Source organism: Ketogulonicigenium vulgare WSH-001 (assembly GCF_000223375.1).
Lineage (GTDB): Bacteria > Pseudomonadota > Alphaproteobacteria > Rhodobacterales > Rhodobacteraceae > Ketogulonicigenium > Ketogulonicigenium vulgare.
The window spans coordinates 307,093-333,496 of record NC_017384.1 but is presented as its reverse complement, the minus strand read 5'-3'; the positions used below and the strand labels follow the sequence as shown (position 1 = coordinate 333,496).

General features: G+C 61.8%; 25 protein-coding genes and 1 riboswitch. Of the genes, 17 read left to right on the top strand and 8 right to left on the bottom strand.

From position 1 onward, the window contains the following. Window positions 1-83: 83 nt before the first annotated feature. The 8 genes from KVU_RS01570 (at window position 84) to KVU_RS01535 (ending at window position 8,089) form a co-directional block, all read left to right on the top strand. Window positions 84-881 carry an ABC transporter ATP-binding protein gene (locus KVU_RS01570; protein WP_013383563.1) on the top strand — a complete coding sequence of 266 codons (798 nt, stop codon included), beginning with the start codon at window positions 84-86 and terminating at the stop codon, window positions 879-881. A gap of 3 nt (window positions 882-884) precedes the next feature. After that, window positions 885-1,616, top strand: coding sequence for a transporter substrate-binding domain-containing protein (locus KVU_RS01565; RefSeq protein ID WP_013383562.1), 732 nt, complete (start codon window positions 885-887; stop codon window positions 1,614-1,616). Between the two features lie 52 nt (window positions 1,617-1,668). Further along, complete coding sequence (locus KVU_RS01560; RefSeq protein WP_013383561.1) at window positions 1,669-2,553, top strand: ABC transporter permease; 885 nt, start codon at window positions 1,669-1,671, stop codon at window positions 2,551-2,553. Next, window positions 2,550-3,356 (top strand): ABC transporter permease subunit, encoded by an 807-nt coding sequence (locus tag KVU_RS01555; RefSeq protein WP_013383560.1) that lies wholly within the window; start codon window positions 2,550-2,552, stop codon window positions 3,354-3,356. Before KVU_RS01560 ends, KVU_RS01555 begins: the two co-directional genes overlap by 4 nt. Next, window positions 3,353-4,684: a glutamine synthetase family protein gene (locus tag KVU_RS01550; protein ID WP_013383559.1), complete on the top strand. Its 1,332-nt coding sequence runs from the start codon at window positions 3,353-3,355 to the stop codon at window positions 4,682-4,684. The genes KVU_RS01555 and KVU_RS01550 overlap by 4 nt, the downstream gene beginning before the upstream one ends. 62 nt (window positions 4,685-4,746) lie before the next feature. Continuing rightward, a complete protein-coding gene (locus tag KVU_RS01545) occupies window positions 4,747-5,433 on the top strand; it encodes a type 1 glutamine amidotransferase (RefSeq protein WP_014537501.1) in 687 nt (228 codons plus the stop codon). Then, on the top strand, window positions 5,430-6,785 hold the full coding sequence (locus KVU_RS01540; protein WP_013383557.1) for a glutamine synthetase family protein: 1,356 nt from the start codon (window positions 5,430-5,432) through the stop codon (window positions 6,783-6,785). Before KVU_RS01545 ends, KVU_RS01540 begins: the two co-directional genes overlap by 4 nt. Further along, a complete protein-coding gene (locus KVU_RS01535; RefSeq protein WP_013383556.1) occupies window positions 6,785-8,089 on the top strand; it encodes an NAD(P)/FAD-dependent oxidoreductase in 1,305 nt (434 codons plus the stop codon). The genes KVU_RS01540 and KVU_RS01535 overlap by 1 nt, the downstream gene beginning before the upstream one ends. On the opposite strand, the gene KVU_RS01530 is transcribed toward KVU_RS01535, so the two are convergent. The 7 genes from KVU_RS01530 to miaB form a co-directional block, all read right to left on the bottom strand. Then, window positions 8,090-8,386 (bottom strand): SH3 domain-containing protein, encoded by a 297-nt coding sequence (locus KVU_RS01530; RefSeq protein ID WP_013383555.1) that lies wholly within the window; start codon window positions 8,384-8,386, stop codon window positions 8,090-8,092. 57 nt (window positions 8,387-8,443) lie between these two features. Then, a complete protein-coding gene (metK, locus tag KVU_RS01525; RefSeq protein WP_013383554.1) occupies window positions 8,444-9,625 on the bottom strand; it encodes a methionine adenosyltransferase in 1,182 nt (393 codons plus the stop codon). Window positions 9,626-9,632: 7 nt separating this feature from the next. Then, a riboswitch (SAM-SAH riboswitch) is annotated at window positions 9,633-9,682 on the bottom strand. A 34-nt stretch (window positions 9,683-9,716) separates the two neighbouring features. After that, window positions 9,717-11,189, bottom strand: a complete 1,473-nt coding sequence (lnt, locus tag KVU_RS01520; RefSeq protein ID WP_013383553.1) for an apolipoprotein N-acyltransferase — start codon at window positions 11,187-11,189, stop codon at window positions 9,717-9,719. Next, on the bottom strand, window positions 11,190-12,074 hold the full coding sequence (locus KVU_RS01515) for a CBS domain-containing protein (protein ID WP_014537500.1): 885 nt from the start codon (window positions 12,072-12,074) through the stop codon (window positions 11,190-11,192). Window positions 12,075-12,125: 51 nt separating this feature from the next. Next, a complete protein-coding gene (gene ybeY, locus KVU_RS01510) occupies window positions 12,126-12,623 on the bottom strand; it encodes an rRNA maturation RNase YbeY (protein ID WP_013383551.1) in 498 nt (165 codons plus the stop codon). After that, entirely contained in the window at window positions 12,620-13,660 is a 1,041-nt protein-coding gene (locus tag KVU_RS01505) for a PhoH family protein (protein ID WP_013383550.1), read from the bottom strand. The genes ybeY and KVU_RS01505 overlap by 4 nt, the downstream gene beginning before the upstream one ends. A gap of 85 nt (window positions 13,661-13,745) precedes the next feature. Next, complete coding sequence (gene miaB, locus KVU_RS01500; RefSeq protein WP_013383549.1) at window positions 13,746-15,068, bottom strand: tRNA (N6-isopentenyl adenosine(37)-C2)-methylthiotransferase MiaB; 1,323 nt, start codon at window positions 15,066-15,068, stop codon at window positions 13,746-13,748. 161 nt (window positions 15,069-15,229) lie between these two features. Between miaB and KVU_RS01495 the strand changes: the two genes are divergently transcribed. From KVU_RS01495 to KVU_RS01460, 8 genes are all read left to right on the top strand, one after another. Continuing rightward, window positions 15,230-16,096, top strand: coding sequence for a hypothetical protein (locus KVU_RS01495; protein WP_013383548.1), 867 nt, complete (start codon window positions 15,230-15,232; stop codon window positions 16,094-16,096). An 84-nt stretch (window positions 16,097-16,180) separates the two neighbouring features. Continuing rightward, the gene (dld, locus tag KVU_RS01490; protein WP_013383547.1) at window positions 16,181-17,881 is read left to right on the top strand and encodes a D-lactate dehydrogenase; all 1,701 of its coding nucleotides are present in this window, start codon (window positions 16,181-16,183) and stop codon (window positions 17,879-17,881) included. Window positions 17,882-17,984: 103 nt separating this feature from the next. Further along, window positions 17,985-19,496, top strand: coding sequence for an ABC transporter substrate-binding protein (locus tag KVU_RS01485; RefSeq protein ID WP_014537499.1), 1,512 nt, complete (start codon window positions 17,985-17,987; stop codon window positions 19,494-19,496). 16 nt (window positions 19,497-19,512) lie between these two features. Then, window positions 19,513-20,472, top strand: a complete 960-nt coding sequence (locus KVU_RS01480) for an ABC transporter permease (RefSeq protein ID WP_013383546.1) — start codon at window positions 19,513-19,515, stop codon at window positions 20,470-20,472. Between the two features lies 1 nt (window position 20,473). Next, window positions 20,474-21,307, top strand: coding sequence for an ABC transporter permease (locus KVU_RS01475; protein ID WP_014537498.1), 834 nt, complete (start codon window positions 20,474-20,476; stop codon window positions 21,305-21,307). Beyond that, a complete protein-coding gene (locus KVU_RS01470; protein ID WP_014537497.1) occupies window positions 21,304-23,010 on the top strand; it encodes a dipeptide ABC transporter ATP-binding protein in 1,707 nt (568 codons plus the stop codon). The genes KVU_RS01475 and KVU_RS01470 overlap by 4 nt, the downstream gene beginning before the upstream one ends. Beyond that, a complete protein-coding gene (locus KVU_RS01465) occupies window positions 23,007-23,993 on the top strand; it encodes a serine hydrolase domain-containing protein (protein WP_014537496.1) in 987 nt (328 codons plus the stop codon). The genes KVU_RS01470 and KVU_RS01465 overlap by 4 nt, the downstream gene beginning before the upstream one ends. Next, window positions 23,986-25,104 (top strand): anhydro-N-acetylmuramic acid kinase, encoded by a 1,119-nt coding sequence (locus KVU_RS01460; protein WP_060486239.1) that lies wholly within the window; start codon window positions 23,986-23,988, stop codon window positions 25,102-25,104. Before KVU_RS01465 ends, KVU_RS01460 begins: the two co-directional genes overlap by 8 nt. Here KVU_RS01460 and KVU_RS01455 read toward each other — a convergent pair. Beyond that, window positions 25,101-25,520 (bottom strand): GNAT family N-acetyltransferase, encoded by a 420-nt coding sequence (locus tag KVU_RS01455; protein WP_013383541.1) that lies wholly within the window; start codon window positions 25,518-25,520, stop codon window positions 25,101-25,103. The two genes, KVU_RS01460 and KVU_RS01455, sit on opposite strands and share 4 nt — an antisense overlap. Before the next feature lie 69 nt (window positions 25,521-25,589). On the opposite strand from KVU_RS01455, the gene trpA reads away from it, so the two are divergent. Continuing rightward, on the top strand, window positions 25,590-26,381 hold the full coding sequence (gene trpA / locus KVU_RS01450; RefSeq protein ID WP_013383540.1) for a tryptophan synthase subunit alpha: 792 nt from the start codon (window positions 25,590-25,592) through the stop codon (window positions 26,379-26,381). Window positions 26,382-26,404: the final 23 nt, after the last annotated feature.

Genomic DNA, 26,404 nt, shown 5'->3' with positions numbered 1-26,404 from the left:
GGCACTGGCATCTGCTGAAAGCGTTGCAAAAAAAGCCAGATGCAGCCAACCTGACCAGAAGGTAAAACGGAATAGAACTCCTCGTGACCCATAGCGCTCCTGTCATTGCGATCCACAACCTGCATAAATCCTATGGCGATCTGCCCGTATTGAACGGCGTGGATATCACCGCGCCAAAGGGACATGTGATCGCACTGATCGGCTCGTCCGGATCGGGAAAATCGACGCTGCTGCGCTGCTGCAACCTGTTGGAAGACAGCCAAGATGGCGAGATTTTGTTCGACGGCAAACCGGTGCTTTGGGCGGGCGCAGGCCTTGATCGCCGCCCCGCCAGCCCCGCGCAGGTGCGCCAGATCCGCACCAACCTGTCGATGGTGTTCCAGCAGTTCAACCTGTGGTCGCATCTGACGGTGCTGCAAAACGTGATGGAAGCGCCGATCATCGTGCAAAAGCGCGACCGCGCCGAGGTCGAGGAAAAGGCCCGCGCCTATCTGGCCAAGGTCGGCATCGCCGATAAGGCCGACGCCTGGCCCTCGCAGCTATCGGGCGGCCAGCAACAGCGCGCCGCTATCGCCCGCGCCCTGTGTATGGAGCCGCAGGCCCTGCTGTTCGACGAGCCGACCAGCGCCCTCGATCCCGAGTTGGAACAAGAAGTGATCAAGGTGATCAAGGATCTCGCCGCCGAGGGGCGCACCATGATCATCGTCACGCACGATATGCGCATGGCCGCCGATATCAGCGATCATGTCATCTTCCTGCACCAAGGCCGCATCGAAGAAGAAGGCCCGCCAGAGGCCGTTTTCGGTGCGCCGCAAAGCCAACGTCTGCAGCAATTCCTGTCCGCAGGCCAGCCACACGCAACTTTCGCCAACAAGGAGTAGACCATGAAAACCCTGCTGCGTTCCACCGCGATCCTGTCGCTGGGGCTGCTTGCCTCGGGCGCGATGGCCCAAGATATCGTCCGTATCGGCACCGAAGGCGCCTATGCGCCCTATAATTTCGTGAACGACCAGAACCAGCTGGACGGCTATGAGATCGAGCTGGGCAACGAGCTGTGCCTGCGCGCCGGCATCACCTGTGAATGGGTGCAGAACGACTGGGATTCGATCATTCCGAACCTTGTCTCGGGCAATTATGACGCGATCATGGCGGGCATGTCGATCACCGATGAGCGTCGCCAAGTCATTGCTTTCTCGGACGAATATGTTCCGGCGCAAAGCTCGCTTTATGTCGCACAGACCGAAGGCGTCGATGTGAACACCGCCGTCGTCGCCGCGCAAACCGGCACGATCCAAGCGGGTCATGTGTCCGAGACCGCCGCCACCTTGCTGGAATTTGCGACCTTTGACGACGCGCTCGCGGCTGTGACCAGCGGCGAGGCGGATGCCGTTTTGGCTGACGGCGACAGCCTGCTGCCCGCGATCGAGGCATCTGGCGGCGCGCTGGTCGTTGTGGATTCGGTGCAAATCGGTGGCGGTATCGGTGTTGGCCTGCGCCAGTCGGACACCGCACTGGCCGAGACGTTCAACACCGCCATCGCCAGCATGAAAGCTGACGGCACCATCAACGAGTTGATGGTGAAATGGTTCGGTGCCGAAGCCGAAACCTTTGAATAAAAAATGAAATGGCGGCCTTTGGGCCGCCATTCCCTCGATTAGGAAAGACGGTATGGGTAGTTTCTGCGCAGATCCCGCAAGCCTCTCGGGCCCGGCATGGATGCTGTGCTATTTGACGAACCCCCGCCATCTGGCTTTTTACACGTCATTTGGAACGGTCATCGCGCTGCTGCTGATTACGGCGGTTGTGGCACTGTCTTTTGGCTTTGGCGGCGCCATGGCCGCACGGGCGCGGATCGCGCCGGTGCGCTGGTTCGGCAAAGCCTATATCGCGATTGTGCGCGGCGTGCCGGATATCGCCTTTTTCATGTTCTTTGTCATCGCGCTGGATCAGGCGTTTGAAATCGTCCGTCACCATGTGAAATGCCCCGATTGGGATCAGCCGATCCGGCAGGGCAGCGATTTTCTGGTCTGCGCGGCGGCGAAACTGCCGCTATCCACAGACCCAGCTTGGGTGCATGAGCTTTACGCCTTTGCGCTTGCGGTTCTGACCTTTTCCATTGTTTTCGGGGCATTCGCCGCGAATATCCTGTTTGGCGCGATGAAATCCGTGCCGCGCGGCCAGATCGAGGCCGCCGAAAGCTATGGCATGTCCCATGGCCAGATCTTTTGGCGCATCACCGTGCCGCAAATGTGGCTTTACGCGCTGCCGGGCCTGTCGAACCTGTGGATGGTGCTGATCAAGGCAACGCCGCTGCTGTTCCTGTTGGGCATTCAAGATGTGGTCTATTGGGCGCGGGAACTGGGCGCATCGCGCACGCCGCAATTCACCAGCTATCCGCATGGCGACTGGCGGATGTGGTATTTCCTGTTCCTGTTGGTGTTTTATCTGACGCTGACCAAAATTTCCGAGATCGGTTTCGACCGCTTGCAGCGCCGCTTTAGCGCAGGGCAAGCCACGACGGGCGGCGAGGCCCTACGAAAGGCCGTCGCATGAGCTGCTGGGACACTTTAACAACTTACGGTCTGCGCAGCATCGGCATCGGGCCGCGCGCGCTGCCCAGCGCCGATATTACCCTGTGCGATCAATTCGTTCTGATCGGATCGGGCATGATCTGGAACGTCTATTTCGGCATTATCGCGGTGATTTTCGGCTTTGTCGCCGCCGTCGCACTGGCGGTGGCCAAAGACAGCCGGAACCTTTGGGTGCAAAAGCCCGCGGCGTGGTTCATTTTCATCTTCCGCGGCTCGCCTTTGTTCATCCAGTTCTTTTTCTGCTATTTCCTGTTCCTGTCGCTGCGCGGCTGGGTGCCGCAATTGGGGTTCCTGACTTCGGCGGTTTACGGCGCGCTGGTGGTGCTGTTCATGAACACCGCCGCCTATTCGGCCGAGATCTTTCTGGGCGCGCTGCGTGCCATTCCCAAGGGCGATGTCGAGGCCGCCGATGCCTATGGCTTCTCGGGCTTTTCCCGCTTTCGCCGCATCATCTTTCCCAACATGCTGCGCCTTGCCTGGCCGTCTTATACAAACGAGGCGATCTTTCTGTTCCACGCAACGACGCTGGTGTTCTTTTCCGGCTTTCCGGCGGTGCAACAACAAGGTGACGCGCTGTATTATGCCAGCTATCTTGCAGGCAAGACGTTCAACCCTTTCATTTCCTATCCGATTTTGGCGGGCTATTTCATCCTGCTGACATTGCTGATCACCCTGATAATGGGGGTGGTGAATAAACGACTGAACCGACATCTTCCGCAGGAAAGGCGCAGTCGGATAAAGCTCCGACTACGATTGATAAGATGAGTTGGCTTGATGACAATCCGCATATCAAATCAGTCCGCACCGCAGCCGTTGACCTGAACGGTCAGGCGCGCGGGAAACGCACCCCCAGCCGGTTTGCCCGCCGTATCGAAGAAAGTGGCACAAGATTTCCCGCCTCGGCCCTGAATTTGGATATTTGGGGCGAGGATGTCGAAGACAGCCCCTTGGTGTTCGAAGAGGGCGACCCCGACGGCCTGTTGCGCCCGACCGAGCGGGGATATGTGCCCATGCCATGGCTGGACGGCACATCGGCGCTGCTTCCCGTCTGGATGTTCAAAGACAACGGCGACCCGTTCGAGGGTGACGCCCGCCACGCCCTTAGCGCCATTCAAAACCGGTTTGCCGAACGCGGCCTGCGCCCGGTCGTTGCAACCGAGATGGAATTCTATCTGGTCGATGACAGCGAAGCCGATCTGCGCGTGCCGCGATCACCCCGATCAGGCAAGCGGCGCATCGGGGCCGAAAGCCTGTCGCTGCGCGTGCTCGATGCCTTTGACGCCTTTTTCAACGACCTCTATGACGCCTGCGAGGCGATGGATATCCCCGCCGAAGCCGCCATGTCCGAGGTTGGCCCCGGCCAGTTCGAAATCAACCTGCAGCATGTTCCCGATGCCTTGCGGGCCGCCGATGATGCCTGGTTTTTCAAGATGCTGACGCGCGGCCTTGCGCGCAAACACAAGATGGCCGCCAGTTTCATGGCAAAGCCCTATCCCGATTTTGCCGGCAACGGGCTGCATGTGCATTTCTCGTTGATCAACGAACATGGCCGCAATGTCTTTGCCAATGACACGCATGACGGCACCAAGGTGCTGTATCGCGCGATTGCGGGCTGTTTGCAGGCCATTCCCGATTGCGCACTGATCTTTGCGCCCCATGCCAACAGCTATGAACGCCTTGTCCCCGAAAGCCATGCGCCGACCGGGATCTGCTGGGCCCATGACAATCGCACCGCCTCGATCCGCGTGCCCGCGTCTGAATTTCAGGCCCGCCGGATTGAACACCGCGTCGCGGGCGGCGATGTGAACCCCTATTTACTGCTGACGGCGATTCTTGGCGCGGCGCTGATCGGCCTTGAGGATGACATGCGCCCCCCGCCCGCGATTGAGGGCAGCGCCTATGATCAGCCTTTGCCGCAAATTCCTGTCAGTTGGGAGGCCTCGATCGACGCCTTTGCCGGATCGGAACTGGTGCGGCGCATTTTCCCCGATGCTTTGGTTGATAATCTGGTGCGCACCAAACGGCAGGAAATGCATTACATGGCCGAGCTGACCCCCGCCGAACGGCTGGAACTGTATTTGGACACGGTCTAGCCGCCTTGCCCGAAGGGTCAATTTTCGCTAAGGTCCCCAGTAACAAGCCAAATGGTGACTCCATGAAAATCGGTATCCTGCAAACCGGCTACGCTCCCGATGCGTTACAGCTTACCCATGGCGATTTCCCGGATCTGTTCATCAAGCTGCTGGACGGTCAGGATTTCGACTTTCAGACATGGCGCGTCGTCGACATGGATTTTCCGACCGGCACCGATCAGGCTGATGCTTGGCTGATTACCGGATCGAAGCATGGCGTTTACGAGGATCACGCCTTTATCCCGCCGCTGGAACAGTTCATCCGCGACATTCAGGCCAGCGGCAAGCCATTGGTCGGCGTATGCTTTGGTCACCAGATCATCGCCAAGGCGCTGGGTGGCCGGGTCGAGAAATTCGATGGCGGCTGGCGCGTCGGGCGGTTCGATTACGATTTCGGCGGCGAGACACTGGCCCTGAACGCATGGCACCAAGACCAAGTGCTGGATCTGCCCGCAGGTGCGCGCCGCATCGCCAGCGGCCCGATGTGCGAAAACGCGGCTGTGGTCTATGGCGACAGTATTTTCACCATCCAGCCCCATCCCGAATTCGGCACCGCCTATGGCCACGATATGATCGAACAGCGCGGCCCCGGCATTGTGCCTGATGATCTGCTGTCGCGCGCCCGCGCGGCAGCAGACCTGCCCCTTGATGCGGGCCGCCTTGGCGCGCGCATCGCCCGTTTCCTGAAAACCAAAGAGATCCCTGCATGAGCTGGACCGACCAGATCCCACAAGCTGCGCGCGACTACCTCGAGGCGAACAAGCTGGACGAGGTCGAATGTGTCATTGCCGATTTCCCTGGCATCGCCCGGGGTAAAGCCGTTCCCGCCATGAAATGGGAGCGCCAGCAATATTTCCATCTGCCTAATTCGATCTTTTTCCAGACGATCACCGGCGAATGGGCCGAGGCTGCAGGCCCCGAGGGCTATGTCGAGCCTGACATGGTTCTGCGCCCCGACCTGTCAACCGCCTCGGCTGCGCCATGGGCCAAGGATGGCACGCTGCAGGTCATCCATGACGCCTTTGATCAAAAGGGCAATCCGGTCGCCTGCTCGCCGCGCAATGTGCTAAAGCGCGTCGTCGCGCTTTATAAAGCGCGCGGCTGGACGCCCGTTGTCGCGCCCGAGATGGAATTCTATCTGGTCGCCCGCAATACCGATCCGGCCAAGGCGATCTCGCCCATGATGGGCCGCACCGGCCGTCCCGCCGCCGCACGGCAGGCCTATTCGATGACCGCCGTGGATGAATACGGCCCCGTCATCGACGACATCTATGAATTCGCCGAAGTGCAGGGCATCGAGATCGACGGCATCACCCAAGAGGGCGGTGCCGGCCAGATCGAGATCAATCTGCGCCACGGCGATCCGGTGAAACTGGCGGATGAGATCTTTTATTTCAAACGTCTGATCCGCGAAGCCGCGCTGAAGAATGATTGCTACGCGACCTTCATGGCCAAACCGATCGAGGGTGAGCCGGGCAGCGCCATGCATATTCATCATTCGATCATCGACCTACAGGGCCGCAATCTGTTCAACGGCCCCCATGGCGGCGAGACCGATTTGTTCTTCCACTTCATCGGGGGCTTGCAGGAACATATGCCTGCGGCCATCGCGGTGATGGCGCCCTATGTGAACAGCTATCGCCGCTATGTGCGCAACTTTGCCGCGCCGATCAATCTGGAATGGGGCCGCGACAACCGCACGACCGGCATCCGCATTCCGATCTCGCCGCCCGAGGCCCGCCGGATCGAGAACCGTTTGGCCGGGATGGACTGCAATCCCTATCTTGCCATCGCGGCCAGCCTGGCCTGCGGCTATTTGGGTATGGTGAACGAGATCTGGCCCGAAAAGCGCTATCACGGCGATGCGGGCGATGCCGAGGGCGAGGATATCCCGACCTCGCTGGGCGATGCGATGGACCTGTTTGACGAGTCAAAGGCCCTGCACGAGGTGATGGGGCCGGATTTTGCCCGCGTCTATTCCATCGTGAAACACACTGAATATGATGAATTCCTGCAGGTGATCAGCCCGTGGGAACGTGAACATTTGCTGCTGAACGTCTGATGAACCCTCTCTATCGCAACGACAAACCGGGGGAGTATCCGCCCAGCTGGTACACAGCCAGCGCGACCATTCCCCCTGCCCGCCCGCAGCTGCATGGCGCGCATCGGGTTGATGCCTGCGTGATCGGCGCGGGCTATACCGGTCTTTGGGCGGCTAAAACGCTGGCGGCCGCGGGACTGTCGGTCATCGTGCTGGACGCGCACCGCCCCGGCTTTGGCGCCTCTGGCCGCAATGGCGGGCAGGTTGGCTCGGGCTATAACAAGGGCCAGATCTGGCTGGAAAAGCGGCTGGGCGCGACCCGCGCCCGCGCGCTATGGGATGTGGCCGAGGACGCCAAATCCCAACTGGTCGATTTTTGCAGCGTGACCGCGCCCGAGGCCCGCTATCGCCCCGGCGTCGCCCATGGCGAATATTCCGCGACCGAGGGGCGCGAGATGCGCGCCGAGGCTGATTTCCTGCGCGACCGCTATGGCTATGACAAGATCACCTCGCTGGACAAGGACGGCATCCGGGCGCTGGTGAAAACGGAGTCTTATGTCGCGGGCCAGATCGACCGCGGCGCGGGACATGTCCATCCGCTGCGCTATGCGCTGGCGCTGGCCGCGAGCGCCGAGCAAGCGGGCGCGGTGATCTTTGAAAAGTCCGAAGCGATCCGCATCGACCAAGGCCAGCCCGCGACCGTCCATACCCCAAACGGCAGCGTCACCGCCGATTGGGTCATCACGGCGGGCAATGGTTATCTGACCGATATCGTGCCCAAAGTCCCCGCCCGCGTCATGCCAATCAACAGTTTCATCGGCGCGACCGAACCCTTGGGTGATCTGGCGGCCCAGGTTCTGGCCGAGGATATCGCGGTTGCGGACAGCAAATTCGTGGTGAATTACTATCGCATGTCCGAGGATGGCCGTTTCCTGTTTGGCGGGCGTGAAAGCTATTCCATCGGCTACCCCAAGGATATCGGAACGGCGCTGCAAGCGCGGATGTTGTCGCTGTTCCCGCAACTGCAGAGCGTAAAAATCAGCCATGTCTGGGGTGGCACATTGGCGATCACCATGTCGCGCCTGCCCTATGTGGCGCGGGTGGCGCCCAATATCCTGTCCGCCTCGGGCTATTCGGGCCACGGCGTCGCGCTGGCCGGTATGGCAGGCCGCGTCATGGCCGAGGCAGTGCTGGGCCAAGCGGGCAAGTTCGACGTGATGGGCGCGCTGCCCGTGACGCCCTTTCCGGGCGGCACGGCGTTTCGCGCGCCGCTGTTGACGCTGGCGATGACGTGGTTCGCGCTGCGCGACAGGTTAGGGCTGTAATTAGTTGGCGGTCAGGTAATCGGCCGAGACATAGCCGTGAATACCGGGTGCCGCCGCCAGGCTGACGCGGCACCACCGCTGCCCCAGCTCCGTGACACAATCCTGACGGCGCAGGCGCGTGCCGTCAGGCAGGCCCAGAATCACGGCATATTCAAGGCTGGGGCCTGCGCGTAGTTTCAAAAGATCATTCTGCCCGACACCCCTGACCGTGGTCGTGCCGCCATAGCTGGCCATCGAGCCGCCGCCACAACCGGCAAGAAAAACAAGGGCAAGTAAAGCTGTCAGGGTCAGGCGCATCAGTGGTCTCGATCGTTGGATAAAAGTAAGGCCCCGGAACACCGGGGCCTTATCATCTTAGACGCTGCGCTTCAGCGCGTCGATCAGATCGGTGCGTTCCCAGCTAAATCCGCCATCCGCATCCGGCGCGCGACCAAAGTGGCCATAGGCCGAGGTGCGCGCATAGATCGGGCGGTTCAGTTGCAGGTGGTTGCGAATACCGCGCGGCGACAGGTCCATAACTTGGCCCAGCGCCTTTTCGATCGCGGCATCGTCCACCTCGCCCGTGCCATAGGTGTCGACATAGATCGACAGGGGTTTGGCCACACCAATAGCATAGGACACTTGGATCAGGCAGCGTTCGGCAAGGCCCGCCGCCACCACGTTTTTCGCCAGATAACGCGCGGCATAGGCGGCCGAGCGGTCAACCTTTGTCGGGTCCTTGCCCGAGAACGCGCCGCCGCCATGGGGGGCCGCACCGCCATAGGTATCGACAATGATCTTGCGCCCGGTCAGGCCCGCATCGCCATCGGGGCCACCAATGACAAAGGTGCCCGTGGGGTTCACCCACCATTCGGTTTTATCCGTCAGCCAGCCCTCGGGCAGGACTTCGGTGATATAAGGCTCGACAATCGCGCGGATATCATCCGAGCTTTGCGCCGCGCTGGCATGCTGGGTGGACAGCACGATCGAGGTCACCTCGACCGGTTTGCCGCCCGCATAGCGCAGCGAGATTTGCGACTTTGCATCGGGGCGCAGCAGCGGCGCGGCGCCGGATTTGCGCGCCTCGGCCAGACGGCGCAGGATCGCATGGGCGTATTGGATCGGCGCAGGCATCAGCTCGGGCGTCTCGGTGGTGGCGTAACCGAACATAATGCCCTGATCGCCTGCACCCTCGTCCTTATTGTCACGCGCATTGACGCCTTGGGCGATATGGGCGGACTGCTCGTGCAGCAGGTTCGTCACCTCGACGGTGGCGTGGTGGAACTCGTCCTGCTCGTAGCCGATGTCGCGGATCGCCTCGCGGGTGATGCCCTCGACCTTGTCCATGAATTCATGCAGGCGTGCCTTGTCGGACAGGCCGACCTCGCCGCCGATAACCACACGGTTGGTGGTGGCAAAGGTCTCGCAGGCGACGCGCGCCTCGGGCTCTTCGGCGATAAAGGCGTCAAGCACCGAGTCCGAAATACGGTCGCACACCTTGTCGGGATGCCCTTCGGAAACCGATTCCGAAGTGAAGATATAGTCCTGTCGGGCCATGAGAAATTGCTCCATTTCAATCTTACCCGCCACGTCAGGAAGCCGTTGTGGGGGATGCTGGGGACAGGCCTATGCCTGCCCCGCGCTGGGGTCAATGCGGTTTGCGCGCGCGGATGGTGATAAGCGCGCCCAAAAGCAGAAAAATCGCCGCAAATGCGGGCCAATCACCAAAGCGTGCATAGGGTGTTGCACCGAGGGCCTGCGGCAGCAGCGCATCCAAACGCCCTGCCTGATCCAGCGGCAGGCTGGCCGTCATCCGCCCGCGCGGATCAATCATCGCCGAGACACCGTTATTTCCGACCCGCACCATCGGCAGGCCCAGCTCGATCGCGCGCATCCGCGCCTGCACCAGATGCTGGTAAGGACCGGCAAAGCGGCCGAACCAAGCATCATTGGTCACCAGCACCATGAGACGCGGGCGCGCGCCTGCGGCATTCACGGCGGCGCGCACCTCGGGGGCGAAGATGCCCTCATAGCAGATCAACGCCTGCGCCCAGCCGATGCCCGGCACATCCAGCCGCCCCGGCCCGGTGCCGATATCGAAACCCGCCCCATCACGGGCGGCAAAACCGCTGATGCCCCATTGCGAGAGCGTCTCGCCGAACGGGATATATTCGCCAAAGGGCACCAGATGCACTTTGTCATAGACCTGCAGCGGCACATCAGGCTCGACCAATGCCAGCGAATTAAAGAATTCCTCGCCGCGCAAGGACACCGCCCCCACCATCAGTGGGGCGCCGGATTCCTCGGCAATCGCCTCGAACAGGCCGCGCGCATCCTCGAGCAGCCATGGCGTTGCGGATTCGGGCCAGACGACCAGATCGGGCGTCGCACCGCCCACCGACAGATCGCGCATCAGCGGGATCAGAGTCTCGACCGTCTCGGGCCGCCATTTATCGGCCTGTGCAATATTGGGCTGTACCATGCGCACCAGCGGCCCGCCGGTCGGATCAGGCAGCGCGGGGAATAGCGCAAGCGATGCGGCCCACAGCGCCGCGATCCCGCCCGGCACCGCCATCGTGCGGGCGCGCGGGCCCAGCCACGCCAGCGCCGCCGCAAGACCAAGTGTGAGGAACGTCAGCCCCAGCGGCCCGCCCCACGCCCCATATTGCGCGATGGGCGTGTCGATCCAGATCTCGCCCGGCATCGCCCACGGAAAGCCGGTAAAAATCCGCGCGCGCACGAGTTCCGCCAGCGCGATCACCGCGGCCGCGGCAAAAGGGCCGGACAGGTGCAGGCGGCGCATCAGCCAGCCGCCAAGGCCCCAAAACAATGCCATGCCGCCGCACATTGCGAACAGGCCAAAGGGCGCCAGTGCGCCGTGTCGGGCGATATCGACCAAGAACGGCTCGACAATCCACCACAGGGTCAGCGCGAAATAGCCAAAGCCAAACAGCCAGAACCTGCGAAAGCCGCTGCCTGCTTTGGCAAAGAAAATCGCCAGCGCCAGAATGGTCAGCGGCCAAAGACCAAAGGGCGCTATGCCAAAACCGGCAAGCGCCCCCAGAGCCATCCATGCGACCGCGCGCATGGCGCGGCCGCGATCTAATTTCAAACGCTTCATTTATTCCGGAACGGCCTCGGGCAGATTGATCCGCAGACGTTTGATGCGGCGATTATCGGCATCGAGCACCTCGAAACTTGCGCCTGCGGGATGTGCGATAATCTCGCCGGTTTCGGGCACATCGCCCGACAGCATAAAGGCAAGACCGCCAAGGGTCTCGACCTCTTCTTCGTCGATGCCGTCATCGGCGGTCAGATCAAAGCCCGATTGCGCGGCAAAATTTTGCAGCGAGACCGTGGCATCGGCCTCCCAGACCAGCGGGGATTCCTGCGTCAGATCGTCCAGCTCTTCGATGTCATGCTCGTCCTCGATCTCGCCGACGACGGTTTCGATCAGGTCTTCGATGGTCAGCAATCCGTCGGTGCCGCCGTATTCGTCGATCACGAGTGCCATATGGATGCGTTCGGCCTGCATTTTGGCCAAAAGCGCGCCAAGCGGCATCGACGGGGGCACATACAGCACGGGGCGCAAAATGCCGCGCAGATCAAAGCCTGTCACATCCGCGCCAAAGCCGAATTTCAGCGCCAGATCCTTCAGGTTGACCATGCCAAGGGGCGTATCCAGCGTTCCCTCGTAGACAGGAATGCGGCTCATCCCGGTTTCGCGGAACGTCTCGACCAGAAAGTCAAAGCTGCTGTCAACCGGCAGCGCGACGATTTCGGCTTTCGGGGTTGCGACATCCTCGACCTCGAGGCGGCGCAGATTGCCAATACCCAGCACGGGCCCAATGGCCTCGGCGGTTTTGACGCTGTCCTGCGGGTTTAGGGCATCAAAGATACGGCTCAGAAAGCCGCCACGACTTTGCCCCTCGTTAGAGGCAGCCTCGCCTTGCTCCTCGTGCAACCCGTTCTGGGTTGACGGGGGCTGATTGCTCGCGTCTGACATGGTCTCCTTCCTGAAACCGATGGGGGACGGGGGTTTCACCCGTCCGAAAAATTAGTTGTGATCCGAATATGGGTCAGCGATGCCCATTTTGCCAAGGATTTCTGTTTCCAGACCTTCCATCAGCGCAGCATCTTCGTCGCGTTCGTGATCAAATCCCAGCAAATGCAGGCAGCCATGCACCAAAAGATGCGTCACATGCACATCCAGCGCTTTGCCGCCCTCATCCGCCTCGCGGGCGCAGGTTTCAAAGGCGATGGCGATATCGCCGATCTCGGGGTCATCGCCCGCTTGCGGCAGCATCGGCATATCGCCGGCGGTGCGCGCGCCGCGTTCCTCGGACGGCCAAGAGAGCACATTCGTGGGCTTTGGCTTGCCGCGAAAATCGGCGTTGAGTTCTGCGATGCGCGCGTCGTTGCACGCGAGCAGGCTGATCTCTAGATCCGCCGGCAGTTGCAGGCGGGCGGCAACGCCCGCCGCCGCCTTGACCGCCAAAGCATCCAGATCGACGGCATGCCAACGCGTTTCCTCGATCAGGCAATCGACGTTCATCGCGCGGCATTCCTTTCGTCATCCGCCTCATAGGCGGCGATGATCCGCGCCACCAGCGGGTGACGCACCACATCCTGCGCGGTGAAATAGTTAAAGCTGATCCGCTTGATGCCCTTCAGCAGACGCTCGGCCTCGGAGAGGCCCGAGGTCACGCCGCGCGGCAGGTCGACCTGCGTGCGGTCGCCCGTGATCACCATGCGCGACCCCTCGCCCAGACGGGTCAGGAACATCTTCATCTGCATGGATGTGGCGTTTTGCGCCTCGTCCAGCACGACAAAAGCATTCGACAAGGTGCGTCCGCGCATGAAGGCCAAAGGCGCGATCTCGATCACCTTTTCCTCCATCATCTTTTGCACCTGCTTGCCGGGCAGGAAGTCGTTCAGCGCGTCATAAAGCGGCTGCATATAGGGGTCGATCTTTTCCTTGGCGTCGCCCGGCAAAAAGCCCAGACGCTCGCCCGCCTCGACAGCGGGGCGCGACAGGATGATGCGGTCGACATGGCCGCCAAGGAACATCGACACGCCAACGGCAACCGCCAGATAGGTCTTGCCGGTGCCCGCAGGGCCGATGCCAAAGGCCAACTCGTTGTCCATCAGATTGCGGACATAGGTCTTTTGCGCCTCGGTGCGCGGCTCGACCGTTTTGCGGCGGGTGCGGATCTCGACCGGCGCATCAAGCGAGGGACGCGGGCCGCCAAGGGGCGCTGCAGGCGCATCGCGCTGCACTTCGGGCTGGGCGGGGCTGCCCATGCGGATCTCGCGATCAATGTCGGCGGTTTCCAGACCCTTACCCGCCTCAAGCCGCTGGTACAGCGCCTCAAGGACGTCGCAAGCGCGGGTGCGGTCATCAGGCTCGCCCACGACCGACAGCTGATTGCCGCGGCGCAGGATCTGCACCGACAGGCGATCTTCGATCAGGGCCAGATGGCGGTCATGCTGACCGCACAGGTCGATAAGCAGATAGTTGTCAGGGAATTCAAGGATCGTCTCGCCCGTATCGGGCTGATGCGGCCCGGGCGGCTGCGGCGTCAGTGACAATCAGTGCTCCTTTGTGGCCATAGCGGAAATTGCAACACCATAGGGGTGTTTTGCCCCCTGATGCTGCATCGCGCAAGCCTCGTGTTTAGGTGGCCAGACGGCCGGCAAGCGAATTGGTGCTGGTCGCCATAATCTCGACCATGCGGATTTCAGCGATATCGCTTTCGGGCGCATCGGCGTGAACGGCATGCAGGTAACCGGATTTGCCGATCAGTTGACCGGGCATCCGGCCTTTCTTTTCGAACAAAACAGGGATCGTCCGACCCACCATACTGGCCAGCGAGGCGTTTTGCTGCGCGATGATCTGCGCCTGCAGACGCTGCAACCGCGCGTCGAGCAGTGCGGGCGGCAGCTCGGGCTTTTCAGCGGCGGGCGTGCCGGGGCGTGCCGAATATTTGAAGCTGAACGAGGCGCCAAAGCCGACTTCTGCACAAAGCTGCAGCGTATCTTCGAAATCCTGATCCGTCTCGCCCGGAAAGCCGACGATGAAATCCGACGACAGCACGATATCGGGGCGTGCAGCGCGGATGCGTTCGATCAGGCGCAGATATTGTTCCGCCGTATGTTTGCGGTTCATCGCCTTTAGGATGCGATCCGATCCCGATTGCACCGGCAGGTGCAGATAGGGCATCAGCTTTTCTTCCTCGGCATGGGCGGCGATCAGATCATCGGCCATGTCATTGGGGTGCGAAGTCGTATAGCGGATACGGGCCAGCCCGTCGATCCGCGCAAGGCGGCGCACCAGATCGCCCAGCCCCTCGGCGCCCTGCCCGTGCCATGCGTTCACATTCTGGCCCAGCAGTGTAATCTCGCGCACACCGGCCTCGACCAGACCCTGCGCCTCGGCGATGATCTTATCGGCGGGGCGGCTGACTTCGGAGCCGCGCGTATAGGGGACCACACAGAAGGCGCAGAATTTATCGCAGCCCTCTTGCACGGTCAGGAAAGCGGTCGGGCCGCGCTGGGCGCGCGGACGCGCCTTGAGTTGCGTGAACTTATCAACCTCGAAATCCGTATCGACGGCGCGGCGGCCCGATTGAACGCGGGCCTCCATCGCGGGCAGATTGTGATAGCTTTGCGGGCCGACGACCAGATCGACCAAAGGCATCCGGCGCATGATCTCGGCGCCTTCGGCCTGCGCGACGCAGCCTGCGACACCGATCTTCAGTTGAGGGTTTGCCTCTTTCAACGGCTTCAGGCGGCCCAGATCGGAATAGACCTTTTCAGCCGCCTTTTCGCGGATGTGACAGGTGTTCAGCAGCACCATATCCGCCTCTTCGGCGTTATCTGTGGTGACATAGCCCTGCGCGCCCAGCGTTTCTGCCATGCGCTCGCTGTCATAGACGTTCATCTGACAGCCATAGGTCTTGATGAACAGCTTTTTGGTTTTCTCGGCTTGGTTGTCCATCACAGGGCCTTCCCGCGCTTGATCGTTCGTATCAAGGGCCCGTTTCTACCCCTGAATTCGTGCTAAAGTCCTGCCATAATCTGCAAGCGCTACACTTGCAATGCTTTGGCCTTTGGGCGATCACTTGTTCAAGCAATCTAAAGTTGCAGCAAAGGTCAGCCATGCGCTACGCCAGCGTCGATCACTTTCTTACCGGGGCCAGCGCCGTATTGGCCAAAGGCCCCATCGGCATCATCTATGCCGACGATAATATCGAGATCGACAGCACGATCAGCCATCACCTTGCCCGCGGGCCTAAGGTATTGATTGTTTTCGGCCATAAATCCTTTGTCATCGCCCCCGAACTGTCGGATCTGGTGCATTACATCGAATATGATGTGTTCACGGAAAACGGGTTGCCGCTGGCCGTAAACCGGCTGCTGGATGCGGCGCCTGAAAAGGTTTGGTTCTACTATAGCTATAATGCCGAATATTTGTTCCATGCCTTTAGCGAACATCGCACGATCGCCGAATTGACGACCTTTTGTGCCGAAGAACGCCGCGACAGCGTGCTGACCTATGTGATCGACCTATATCCGGGCGACCTGCAGCGCACCGACAGCGGTATCAGCCTGTCGGATGCCTATATCGACCGCACCGGCTATTATGCGCTGGGACGCAAGGACAAGGAAAACAACTATGAAGAACGGCAGTTGGATTTCTTTGGTGGCCTGCGCTGGCGGTTCGAGGAATATGTCCTGCCCCGCTATCGCCGCATCGACCGTGTCAGTATTTTCCGCAATAAGCGCGGGCTACAATTGTTGCCCGATCACCGGCTGAATATCCCAGAATACAACACCTATGCCTGCCCCTGGCACCACAGCCCAACGGCGGTCATGGCCTCGTTCCGCACAGCGCGGGCATTGCGGCGCAATCCCGGCTCGCGCTTTGATATCAAAAGTTTCATGTGGCACAATTCGGTACCATTCACATGGAACTCGCAGCAGCTCCTCAGCCTTGGGCTGATGGAGCCGGGGCAATGGTTCTAAAGCGCGTAGCATAGCTTTCCCCCTTGAACGGGGGGCGCGGCTGCCCTAGCCAGTCAAGGTAATTTACCATGACGCAGGCCCATTATGACCGATATCGCCGCAGCCGAGCTGATCTCCCGCCTGACCAAAATCGTCGGGGCCGAATTCGTGCAGACCGCCCCCGCAAAAATGGCGCGCTTCACCACCGGATATCGGTTCGGCGACGGCCCGGCGATTGCGGTGGTGCAGCCTGGATCGCTGTTGCAGCAATGGCAGGTGTTCAAGCTGTGCGTGGAATCGGGCCGTATTGTCATTATGCAGGCCGCCAATACCGGGCTGAACGGCGGCTCGACCCCGTTTGACAATCAATATGACCGCGAAGTTGTCGTCATCAGCGGGATGCGCATGAACCGCATCGACCTGATCGACGGCGGCAAACAGGTGCTGTGCCTGCCCGGCGCGACGCTGCACCAGTTGGAAAAGACCATCCGCCCCCTTGGCCGCGCGCCGCATTCGGTGATCGGATCGACCAGCGTCGGCGCGACTGTCGTGGGCGGCGTGTGCAACAATTCGGGCGGCGCGCTGATCCGGCGCGGGCCGGCCTATACGCAGCTGGCGCTTTATGCGCGGGTGACAGCGGATGGCCGCGCTGAACTGGTCAACCACCTCGACATCACCCTTGGCGAGGCGGCCGAGACGATCCTCGCGCGGCTGGATGCGGGCGATTACGATGCGACCGATGTGCTGTTCGACGCGGGCAAGCGCGCCTCGGACCCCGATTATGCGCAGATCGTCCGCGATTTGGATGCGCCGACGCCTGCGCGCTACAACAACGACCCGCGCCTGCTGGACGAGGCGTCGGGCAGCGCAGGCAAGCTGTGTGTCTTTGCGGTGCGGCTGGACACTTTCCCCTCGGGCGGCCCCAGCAAAGTGTTCTACATCGGATCGAACGATTCCAATGAACTCTCGGATCTGCGCCGCGCCGTGCTGACCGCATTCCAGACGCAGCCGGTCGCAGGCGAATACATCCGCCGCGACGCCTATGAGCTAGCGGTGAAATACGGCAAGGACATTTTCCTCGCGCTGAAATACGCAGGGACCGAGCGGATGAGCACGCTTTATCGCCTGAAATCAGGCTTTGACGCGTTCACAAAACGCATCGGACTGGGCGATAATCTGTCAGATGTGATGCTGAACGGGCTGATGGGTATCCTGCCGAACCACCTGCCCAAGCGGATGAACGACTTCGCCGCCAAATACGAACACCACATCCTGCTGCGCATGGATGGCACCGGCATTGACGAGGCCCGCGCTTGGCTTGCCGCCCGTTTCCCGAATGCCACCGGCGATTTCTTTGAATGCACGGATGACGAGGCTGACGCCGCCTTTCGTCACCGCTATGCGGTCGCGGGATCGTCGGTCCGCTATCGCGCTGTGCATCACAAAAGGCTGGATAACCTTGTCTCGCTGGACATGGCCCTGCCCCGCAACATTGACGACTGGCGCGAGGATCTGCCCGTCGAGGTGCGCCCCGCGATCGAGATGACGATGGCCGCCGGTCACTTCCTGTGCATGGTGTTCCACTATGATTACGCGATCAAAAAGGGCTGGGACTGGCACAAGGTCGAGGCGGATATTATCGCGCATCTGGCGGCGCGGGGCGTTGAATTCCCGTCCGAACATAACGTCGGGCATCTTTATGATGCGAAACCCGCACTGGTGGATTTCTATCGCAGCCTTGACCCGACCAATACGATGAACCCCGGCATCGGCCGCACCACGCGCAAGCGTAACTGGGCGAACTGACCCCGTGACGACGCCTGCGGCCTGTGCCAAACTTGGCGCAGGCATTCACGGGCGCCGAGTCTAACATCGGCCCCTGCCCAACTGTCCGCGGAGGGGACCCATAATGACATTTTTGAACGCTACGCGTCTGTCCGGCCTTGCACTGGCCGCCTGCGGCGCCTTGGCCGCCATGCCTGCCAGCGCCGAAGTGCTGCGTTTTGCCTGGGCGCAGGATGCGACCGGCATCGACCCGCACAAGCAAACCGCCTTCCCGTCGCTGCGCCTAATGGAGCTGGTCTACGAGCCGCTGGTGCGCCTTGACGCCGATCTGAACATCGTAAGCGCTATTGCCGAAAGCTGGGAATTCACCAATGATTCCCAGACGCTGACCTTCAAACTTGACCCGGATGCGAAATTTTCGGACGGGACGCAGGTCACCGCGGCCGACGTCAAAGCCACGTTCGAGCGGATTTTGGACGAGGCAACCGGCGCCTCGGCGCGCGCGAATTTCGGCGCCATTGCCAGCATCGACACACCCGACGATCTGACCGTGGTGTTCAACCTGTCGCTGGCCGATGTGCCGCTGCTGACGGCGATGTCATCGGCCAATGCCTCGATCGTGCCAGCGGCGGCGATCGCCGATGGCTCGGTCGGCACGTCGGTCGTGGGTTCGGGCCCGTTCACCTTGACCGCGTGGGAGCCGAACAGCCGCGCCAGCCTTGGCGTCAATGAACATTGGGCGGGCGGCGATGTCAGCTATGACGGGATAGAGATTTCGGTGCTGCCTGACGAATCCGCGATCCTTGCCTCGCTGCGCGCGGGACAGACGGATTTCGCGCTGCTGAACGATCCGCTGATCGCGACGCTGGTGCCCAGCCAAGCGGGTCTGACCCTGAACCGCACGCCGCAATTGTCGTATCATGTGCTGCAACTGAATGCCTCGCGCCCCCCGTTTGATAATCTGGCCGTGCGTCAGGCGATTTCCTGCGCCATCGACCGCCAGGACGTGCTGGACACCGCCATGATCGGCGAAGGCAGCGTCACTGGGCCCCTCACCATGCCCGCCTATCGCACCGATCCCGCCAATTTGTTCTGCTATGAACAGGATATCGAACAGGCCCGTGCCCTGATGGCCGAGGCGGGCTTTGCCGATGGTTTCTCGACAACCGTCGTCGTTGCCACCGGCGAGCCGCCCACCGCCGCATCCGAGGCGCAGGTGATCCAGTCGCAACTGGCCGAGATCGGCATCAGCATCGACATCAAGATGATGGAGCTGAGCGTCTATGTCGACACCTGGCTGAAGGGTGATTTCGATATGGCGGTCGCGCTGAACGGCGGCCAGCCCGATCCGTTCACCATGTATAACCGCTATTGGACAAAGGCAGGCAACCTGCAGGGCGTCGCGGGCTATATCGATGATGAACTGGACGAGCTGATGCAGGCGGGTCGCGCGGAATCTGATCTGGACGCCCGGCGCGAGATTTTCGCCGCGTTCGAGGCCCACCTGGCCGAGGCTGCGCCATGGGTTTGGCTGTACACCGCCTATGCCTATTCGGCGCTGCGCGACAATGTGACGGGCTTTGTGCCGACGCCGCAGGGCTCGCTGTTCTCGCTGTCCAGCGTTACTTTGAACTAATCAGGCAGAAGCCCCGATGACATATTTCCTACGCCGGCTGGTCACCTTCCCGCTGATCATGCTGGGTGTCTCGATCCTGGTCTTCGTCGCGATCCGCCTGATACCCGGCGATGCGATCACGGCGATGCTGGGAACGGAATCGGGGCTTTTGACACCGGCCCAGCGCGCGTCGCTGGCCGCCTATTTCGGCATCGACCAGAATTGGTTTGTCCAATACGGGCGGTGGATCTGGGGCGTGGTGCAGGGCGATTTCGGCCTGTCCACGACCTTTGGTCGCCCGGTGCTGGATGTGATCGGCGACCGCTTTCCGATGACGCTGCAACTGGCGGTCATGTCGCTGGTGATCGCCCTGATCATCGGCCTGCCTGCGGGGATTTACGCGGCCACGCGCCAAGATCGACTGTCGGACATCATCCTGCGCATCGTGGCGATGATCGGGCAATCGACGCCGAATTTCGTCATCGGGCTTGTGATTATCTATATCCTGTCGGCAGGCTTTGGCATCCTGCCGGTCATGGGGCGGCCGGTCAGGTTTTTGGATGACCCGCTGGGCAGTCTGGCGCAGCTCTCGCTGCCTGCGCTGATCCTTGGGTTTTCATTTGCCGCTTCGGTCACGCGGATTTCGCGCTCGTCCATGCTGGATGTTTTGGGCGAGGATTACGTCCGCACCGCCCGCGCCAAGGGCGTCAAGCGGCGCAACGTGATCTGGAAACACGCGCTGCGCAATGCACTGATTCCTGTTGTGACCCTCAGCGGGGTCGAGTTCGGCTATCTGCTGGGCGGCGCGGTGATTGTTGAGCAGATCTTTGCCCTGCCCGGCCTTGGACGTGTGGTGCTGGAGGCAATCGGGCAACGTGACTATGCGATGGTACAGGGATCTATCCTGTTCATCGCGCTGAACTTTCTGGTGGTAAATTTGCTGGTCGATCTGCTTTATGTCGCACTAGATCCCCGCATCCGGCTGGAGGGGCGCTGATATGCTAAAACGTATCTGGCAACACCCCAGCGGCCGTATCGGCGGGCTGATCGTGCTGGTGTTTTTGGTGCTGGCGGTCATGGGCCTGACGGGCCTGACACCGCATGATCCCTTGCAGCAATTCCGCATTGATCGGATGCGCGCGCCAAATGGCACCTACCTGATGGGCACCGATCTATTCGGGCGCGATGTCCTTAGCCGGTTGATGATGGCAGTGGGACAAAGCTTTATCGTCGCCTTTGCCTCTGTCGCGATTGCGGCGGTGATCGGCACGGTGCTGGGGCTGCTGGCCGCATGGTTTGGCGGCAATACCGATGGCGGCATTATGCGCGGCATGGATGTGCTGCTGGCCTTTCCGTCGATCCTGCTGGCGATGCTGATCATCACCGTGCTGGGCGCGGGGCTGTGGACGTCGATCTTTGCCATTGCGCTGGTCTATATGCCGATCTTTACCCGCGTGGTGCGCGGCCCTGCCTTGTCACTGAAATCGCGCGATTTTGTCGATGCGGCGCGCACCTTTGGCTCGTCCCGCAGCTATATCCTGCGCCGCCACCTGATGCTGAACCTGATCGCGCCTTTGACGGTGCAGGTGACGCTGGCGCTGGCGTGGTCCTTTCTGACCGAGGCGGGCCTCTCGTTCCTAGGCCTTGGCGTGCAGCCCCCCGCCCCCAGCCTGGGGCTGATGCTGTCGGAAAGCCGCAATATGATGGAGATGGCACCGTGGATGATGGCTTTTCCGGCGCTGACGATCATGCTGATCATCCTTGGATTTAACCTTTTGGGGGATGCGCTCCGCGATATCCTTGACCCGCGCGCGCAGGAGCGGACGGCATGACCCTGCTTTCAGTGAAAGACCTGCGGGTCGGCTTTGGCCGCAAATCCGTGACCGAGGTTGTGCGCGGCGTCAGTTTCGACCTTGCCGCAGGCGAGGTGCTGGCGATTGTCGGCGAAAGCGGATCGGGCAAATCGGTCACCTGCAGCGCGGTGAACCGGCTGGTGGATTTTGCAGGCGGTCAAGTGCTGGGCGGCGCGATTGACTTCACCCGCCGCGACGGAAGCCAGGTTGATATCGCCACCGCCCCCGAAAGCGTGATGGAGACATTGCGCGGCGCGGAAATCGGCATGATCTTTCAAGAGCCGATGACCTCGCTGAACCCCGTGCTGACCATCGGCGAACAGGTGGCCGAGGCCTTTCGTCTGCACCACGCCTTGCATGGCGCAGCGGCGATGGCAGCGGCGCAAAAAGCGCTGGAGCGCGTGCGCATTCCCGATGCGGCGCGGCGGCTGCGCAACTTTCCGCATCAGCTGTCGGGCGGGATGCTGCAACGCGTGATGATCGCAATGACGCTGGCTTGCAACCCGCGCCTACTGATCGCGGACGAGCCGACAACCGCGCTGGATGTGACGACGCAGGCCCAAGTCATGGCCCTGCTGGCCGAGCTGGGGCGCGCCTCGGGTATGGGGATGATTTTCATCACCCATGACATCGGCCTTGTCGCCGCCATCGCGGATAAGGTGATGGTGATGCAGAACGGCGTTGCGGTGGAATATGGCGCGCTGGATCAGATTTTGGACGCGCCGCAGCATCCCTATACCCAGCATCTGCTGCGCGCCGTGCCGCATTTCGCGGGCGGCGATGCCGTCAGGCATGACAATGACGCGGCCGCGCCCGTGCTGCTGGATGTGGATGGGCTGACCGTGCGCTTTCCGGTCTCGGGCGGCTTTTTGCGCCGCAGCGCGGGCGCGGTCCATGCGGTCGAGGGGATCGGCTTTACCCTGCGCCGCGGCGAGACATTGGGCATTGTCGGCGAAAGCGGCTCGGGCAAATCCACCACCGCCCGCGCGATCTTGAACCTTGTGCCGGTGTTGCGCGGCGAAGTGCGCGGCAACGCGGATGGCGCGGTGCAGATGGTGTTCCAAAACCCCAATGCCTCGCTGAACCCGCGTCTGAAAGTGGCGGAAATTCTGGCGGAACCTGTCATCGCCCGCAACAAGACCCTAAGCGATGCCGATCGCGCGCAGATGCAGCGGCTGATTGCCCGCGTCGGCCTGCCCGAAGATAGCCTGACCCGCTATCCACACCAGTTCTCTGGCGGGCAGCGCCAGCGCATCTGTATTGCGCGGGCGCTGATGTTGAACCCCAAAGTGCTGGTGCTGGACGAGGCGGTGTCGGCGCTGGATGTATCCGTGCAGGCCAAGGTGCTGGAATTGCTGGTGGATCTGCAACAGGAATTCGGCCTCGCCTATCTGTTCGTCTCGCATGATATGGCGGTGATCGAACGCATCGTCCACCGTGTCGCCGTCATGTTCGCGGGCCAGATGGTCGAGGTTGGCGCCGCCAAAAGCGTGCTGTCAAATCCGCAGCACAGCTATACCCAGCACTTGATCGCTGCCGTGCCATCGACGCACCGCCGCCATCAGGATTTCGCGCTGAACACCACCGAGATCCCCTCGCTGGTCCGGCCCAAAGGATACGAGCCTGCCGCGCCCAGATGGGTGCAGCACGGCCCCGATCACATGTCGAGAAGTGAAGTATGACACCATTCGATCAGGCTTTTGCCGCCGTTGAACAGCACATTAACACAGGTCGCATTCCGGGGGCGGTGCTCGGCCTTGTGACCCGTGACGGCACCCGCCATTTCCGCGCCGTGGGTCACGCCCAGACCGTGCCGGAGGCGCGGCCGATGACGACGGGCACATGGTTCGACCTTGCATCCGTGTCCAAGGTGATCTTTACCACCGCGCGCATTTTGCAACTGGCGGTGCAGGGCAAGATCGACCTCGATGCGCCGATCACCTCGGTCATTCCCGATTTCCGTCAATACGACCCCAAATGTTGGGAGCGTCAGGTCACCTTTCGCGACTGCCTTGGCCATGCCACGGCGTTTCCAGCGGTCGAGCCGATCTATACTTACGGCGATGACCCGCAGCGCCTGCGCGCCTTTGTGCTGCAACGCGAATGGCGACGGCTCGAGGCGCCGGTCTATTCCGATATCAACTACATCCTGCTGGGCATCGCGCTGGAACGGCTGGCGGGTAAGACGATCCGGCAGATGGATGCAGGCCCCGGCTTTGCCTTTTCTGCGGACCCGAGCCATGCCGCCGCGACCGAATATTGCACCTTGCGCCAGCGCATTCTGGTTGGCGAAGTGCATGACGAAAACTGCTGGGCGCTGCAAGGATCGGGCCATGCGGGCCTGTTCGGCACGGCTGATGCAGTGCTGGGCTTTGCCGCCGATCTCCTCTCCCGCGAAGATGACGCCGATGTGCGCCTGATGCGGCAGACCGTGACCGGCCACCGCACCCATGGCTGGGAAAAGCCGTTTGAGGGCTGGTCGGGCGGCGGCAAATGCAGCGAGGACACCATCGGGCACACCGGCTTTACCGGCACCGGCCTGTGGGTCGATTTCGCGCGCGGCCATGCCTGGACGCTGCTGACCAACCGCGTCCACCCGACGCGCCATTTCGACAGCGGCATTTTCGCGCTGCGCCAAGAGGTAGGAGATCTGATCAATGGCTGAGGCAATCTGGTCCGTCGGCTTGATGACCGGCACCGTGCTGGACGGTAATATCGACGTGGCACTGCTGCGCACCGATGGGGAGACGATCTCGGAATTCGGCCGCTATACCCTCGCCCCCTATCCCCGCGCGACCCGTGATCTGCTGGAAGAAACGCTGGCCGCCGCGCGCGTCTGGAATTTCGAGGGGCCGGAGCCCGCGATCTTTGCCGAGGCCGAGGATGTCCTGACCCGCGCCCAGTCGCAGGCGGTCATGGATTTGGTCACATCGGCGGGTCTGGAGATGTCCGATATTGGTATCATCGGCTTTCACGGCCAATCTGTGCTGCACCGCGCGCCGACGCCGGATCGCATTGGCCAGACGCGGCAACTCGGGAATGGTGCGCTGATGGCGCAGATCACCGGCACGCGCGTCGCCTATGACTTCCGCAGCCGCGACATGGAGTTCGGCGGCCAAGGCGCGCCGCTGGCCTGTGCCTATCACGCCGCCCTGCTGCGCGGGGCTGATACCCGCGATGAGGCGGCGATCCTGAACCTTGGCGGCGTTGCCAATGTCACTTGGACGGATGGCGCGGATCAGGTCATCGGTTTCGACACAGGCCCCGCGAATGCGCCGCTGAATGACTGGGTCAAGCTGCACGGCGCGGGCGATATGGATGTTGGCGGCGCGCTAGGCGCGGCGGGCCACGTCGACGAAGATCGTCTGAGCGCGCTGCTGCAGCATCCCTACCTGTCCAAAGCCTATCCCAAATCGCTGGATCGCTTTGACTTTACCGCCGATATGGCCAAGGGCCTGTCCTTGGAAGATGGCGCGGCGACCCTGACCGCTTTTACCGCCGGTGCCGTTGGCCGCGCACTGGATATGCTGCCGCATCGGCCCTCAAACATATTCGTCTCGGGCGGCGGGCGGCATAATCCGACGCTGATGCGCATGATCGAGGAACGCGCCCGCGTCACCGCCCGCCCCGCCGAGGATCTGGGCTGGCGCGGCGATGCGGTCGAGGCGGAATGCTTTGCTTTCCTTGCCGTGCGAGTGCTGCGCGGGTTGCCGATTAGCTTTCCGACCACCACCGGCGCGCCGCAGCCGCTGACAGGCGGTCGCCTGGCGCCCTAAAGGCTTTTTTGCAAGAACGACCGCGCGCGGCCCGGTGGAAAATCGGGCAGCACCCCAAAGACCGCATAGCCCGCGCGCTGGTAGACGTGCAGCGCATGCGGGCTGAACGTATCGATCCAGGCGCCGTGGCAGCCGCGCGCCCGCGCCTCGGCCTCGGCCATGTCCAGCAGGCGGCGCGCCATGCCCTGCCCGCGCGCGGCCTCGTCCACCCACAGCCATTGCGTATAGAGCCACCCCCAAGCGGTAAAGCCGTTCAGACCTGCGCGCAGCACACCCGCCTCGTCCTGCACAAAAATCACCAAATCGCGCTTTTCAGACGGGCCGGCATCGCCCGCGTTAAAGGCGGCCAGCGCCGCGCCCAACCGATCACGCATGGCGGCGTCAGGCGCGTCGGTCAGGGTGAATGACAGCTTCATCCGGGCAACTCCCCATTGCAATTTCGGCGCGCTTGTCACAAACCAGACCCAACTTAATCGGGGATCGCTATGTCGCGCATTGATGCCAAATTCGCCCAGCTTCGCGCCGAGGGGCGCAAGGCCTTTGTCTCTTACGTGATGGCGGGCGACCCCGATTATGAAACATCGCTGGAGATCGTGAAAGGCCTGCCCGCCGCTGGCGTCGATATTATCGAACTGGGTATGCCCTTTACCGATCCGATGGCCGATGGCCTGACCATTCAGGCGGCGGGCCAACGCGCGCTGGACGGCGGCCAAACGCTGGAAAAGACACTGGATATCGTGCGCGCGCTGCGCAAGGTCGACAATACGACCCCCGTCGTGATGATGGGCTATTACAACCCGATCTATTCGCGCGGCGTGACGCGGTTCCTGTCCGACGCGCGCGAGGCGGGCATCGACGGTCTGATCGTCGTCGACCTGCCGCCCGAGGAAGACAGCGAGCTGTGCATCCCCGCCCGCGATTACGATATCAACTTCATCCGCTTGGCGACGCCCACCACCGATAATGCGCGCCTGCCGACGGTGCTGCAAAACACATCGGGCTTTGTCTATTACGTCTCGGTCAATGGCATCACCGGCACCGCCGCCGCCAGCGCCGCCGCTGTGGGTCCCGAGGTTGCACGGATCAAAGCGGCCACCGATCTGCCGGTGATCGTCGGTTTCGGCATCCGCTCGCCCGAGGCGGCTGAAAGCATTGCAAGTGTCGCGGATGGCTGCGTCATCGGCTCGGCCATTGTGGCGCAGATTGCCGACGGCAAACCCGTCTCCGAGGTGCTGTCCTTTGTCGCCGATCTCGCCGCAGGCGCGCACCGGGCCTAATATTCGCGCCTCATCTGGGAGTT

Excerpts from the sequence above, each read along its gene's own strand:
- KVU_RS01565 (WP_013383562.1), top strand. The coding sequence starts at position 885 with ATGAAAACCCTGCTGCGTTCCACCGCGATCCTGTCGCTGGGGCTGCTT.
- KVU_RS01560 (WP_013383561.1), top strand. The coding sequence starts at position 1,669 with ATGGGTAGTTTCTGCGCAGATCCCGCAAGCCTCTCGGGCCCGGCATGG.
- KVU_RS01555 (WP_013383560.1), top strand. The coding sequence starts at position 2,550 with ATGAGCTGCTGGGACACTTTAACAACTTACGGTCTGCGCAGCATCGGC.
- KVU_RS01550 (WP_013383559.1), top strand. The coding sequence starts at position 3,353 with ATGAGTTGGCTTGATGACAATCCGCATATCAAATCAGTCCGCACCGCA.
- KVU_RS01545 (WP_014537501.1), top strand. The coding sequence starts at position 4,747 with ATGAAAATCGGTATCCTGCAAACCGGCTACGCTCCCGATGCGTTACAG.
- KVU_RS01540 (WP_013383557.1), top strand. The coding sequence starts at position 5,430 with ATGAGCTGGACCGACCAGATCCCACAAGCTGCGCGCGACTACCTCGAG.
- KVU_RS01535 (WP_013383556.1), top strand. The coding sequence starts at position 6,785 with ATGAACCCTCTCTATCGCAACGACAAACCGGGGGAGTATCCGCCCAGC.
- KVU_RS01530 (WP_013383555.1), bottom strand. The coding sequence starts at position 8,386 with ATGCGCCTGACCCTGACAGCTTTACTTGCCCTTGTTTTTCTTGCCGGT.
- metK (WP_013383554.1), bottom strand. The coding sequence starts at position 9,625 with ATGGCCCGACAGGACTATATCTTCACTTCGGAATCGGTTTCCGAAGGG.
- lnt (WP_013383553.1), bottom strand. The coding sequence starts at position 11,189 with ATGAAGCGTTTGAAATTAGATCGCGGCCGCGCCATGCGCGCGGTCGCA.
- KVU_RS01515 (WP_014537500.1), bottom strand. The coding sequence starts at position 12,074 with ATGTCAGACGCGAGCAATCAGCCCCCGTCAACCCAGAACGGGTTGCAC.
- ybeY (WP_013383551.1), bottom strand. The coding sequence starts at position 12,623 with ATGAACGTCGATTGCCTGATCGAGGAAACGCGTTGGCATGCCGTCGAT.
- miaB (WP_013383549.1), bottom strand. The coding sequence starts at position 15,068 with ATGGACAACCAAGCCGAGAAAACCAAAAAGCTGTTCATCAAGACCTAT.
- KVU_RS01495 (WP_013383548.1), top strand. The coding sequence starts at position 15,230 with ATGCGCTACGCCAGCGTCGATCACTTTCTTACCGGGGCCAGCGCCGTA.
- dld (WP_013383547.1), top strand. The coding sequence starts at position 16,181 with ATGACCGATATCGCCGCAGCCGAGCTGATCTCCCGCCTGACCAAAATC.
- KVU_RS01485 (WP_014537499.1), top strand. The coding sequence starts at position 17,985 with ATGACATTTTTGAACGCTACGCGTCTGTCCGGCCTTGCACTGGCCGCC.
- KVU_RS01480 (WP_013383546.1), top strand. The coding sequence starts at position 19,513 with ATGACATATTTCCTACGCCGGCTGGTCACCTTCCCGCTGATCATGCTG.
- KVU_RS01475 (WP_014537498.1), top strand. The coding sequence starts at position 20,474 with ATGCTAAAACGTATCTGGCAACACCCCAGCGGCCGTATCGGCGGGCTG.
- KVU_RS01470 (WP_014537497.1), top strand. The coding sequence starts at position 21,304 with ATGACCCTGCTTTCAGTGAAAGACCTGCGGGTCGGCTTTGGCCGCAAA.
- KVU_RS01465 (WP_014537496.1), top strand. The coding sequence starts at position 23,007 with ATGACACCATTCGATCAGGCTTTTGCCGCCGTTGAACAGCACATTAAC.
- KVU_RS01460 (WP_060486239.1), top strand. The coding sequence starts at position 23,986 with ATGGCTGAGGCAATCTGGTCCGTCGGCTTGATGACCGGCACCGTGCTG.
- KVU_RS01455 (WP_013383541.1), bottom strand. The coding sequence starts at position 25,520 with ATGAAGCTGTCATTCACCCTGACCGACGCGCCTGACGCCGCCATGCGT.
- trpA (WP_013383540.1), top strand. The coding sequence starts at position 25,590 with ATGTCGCGCATTGATGCCAAATTCGCCCAGCTTCGCGCCGAGGGGCGC.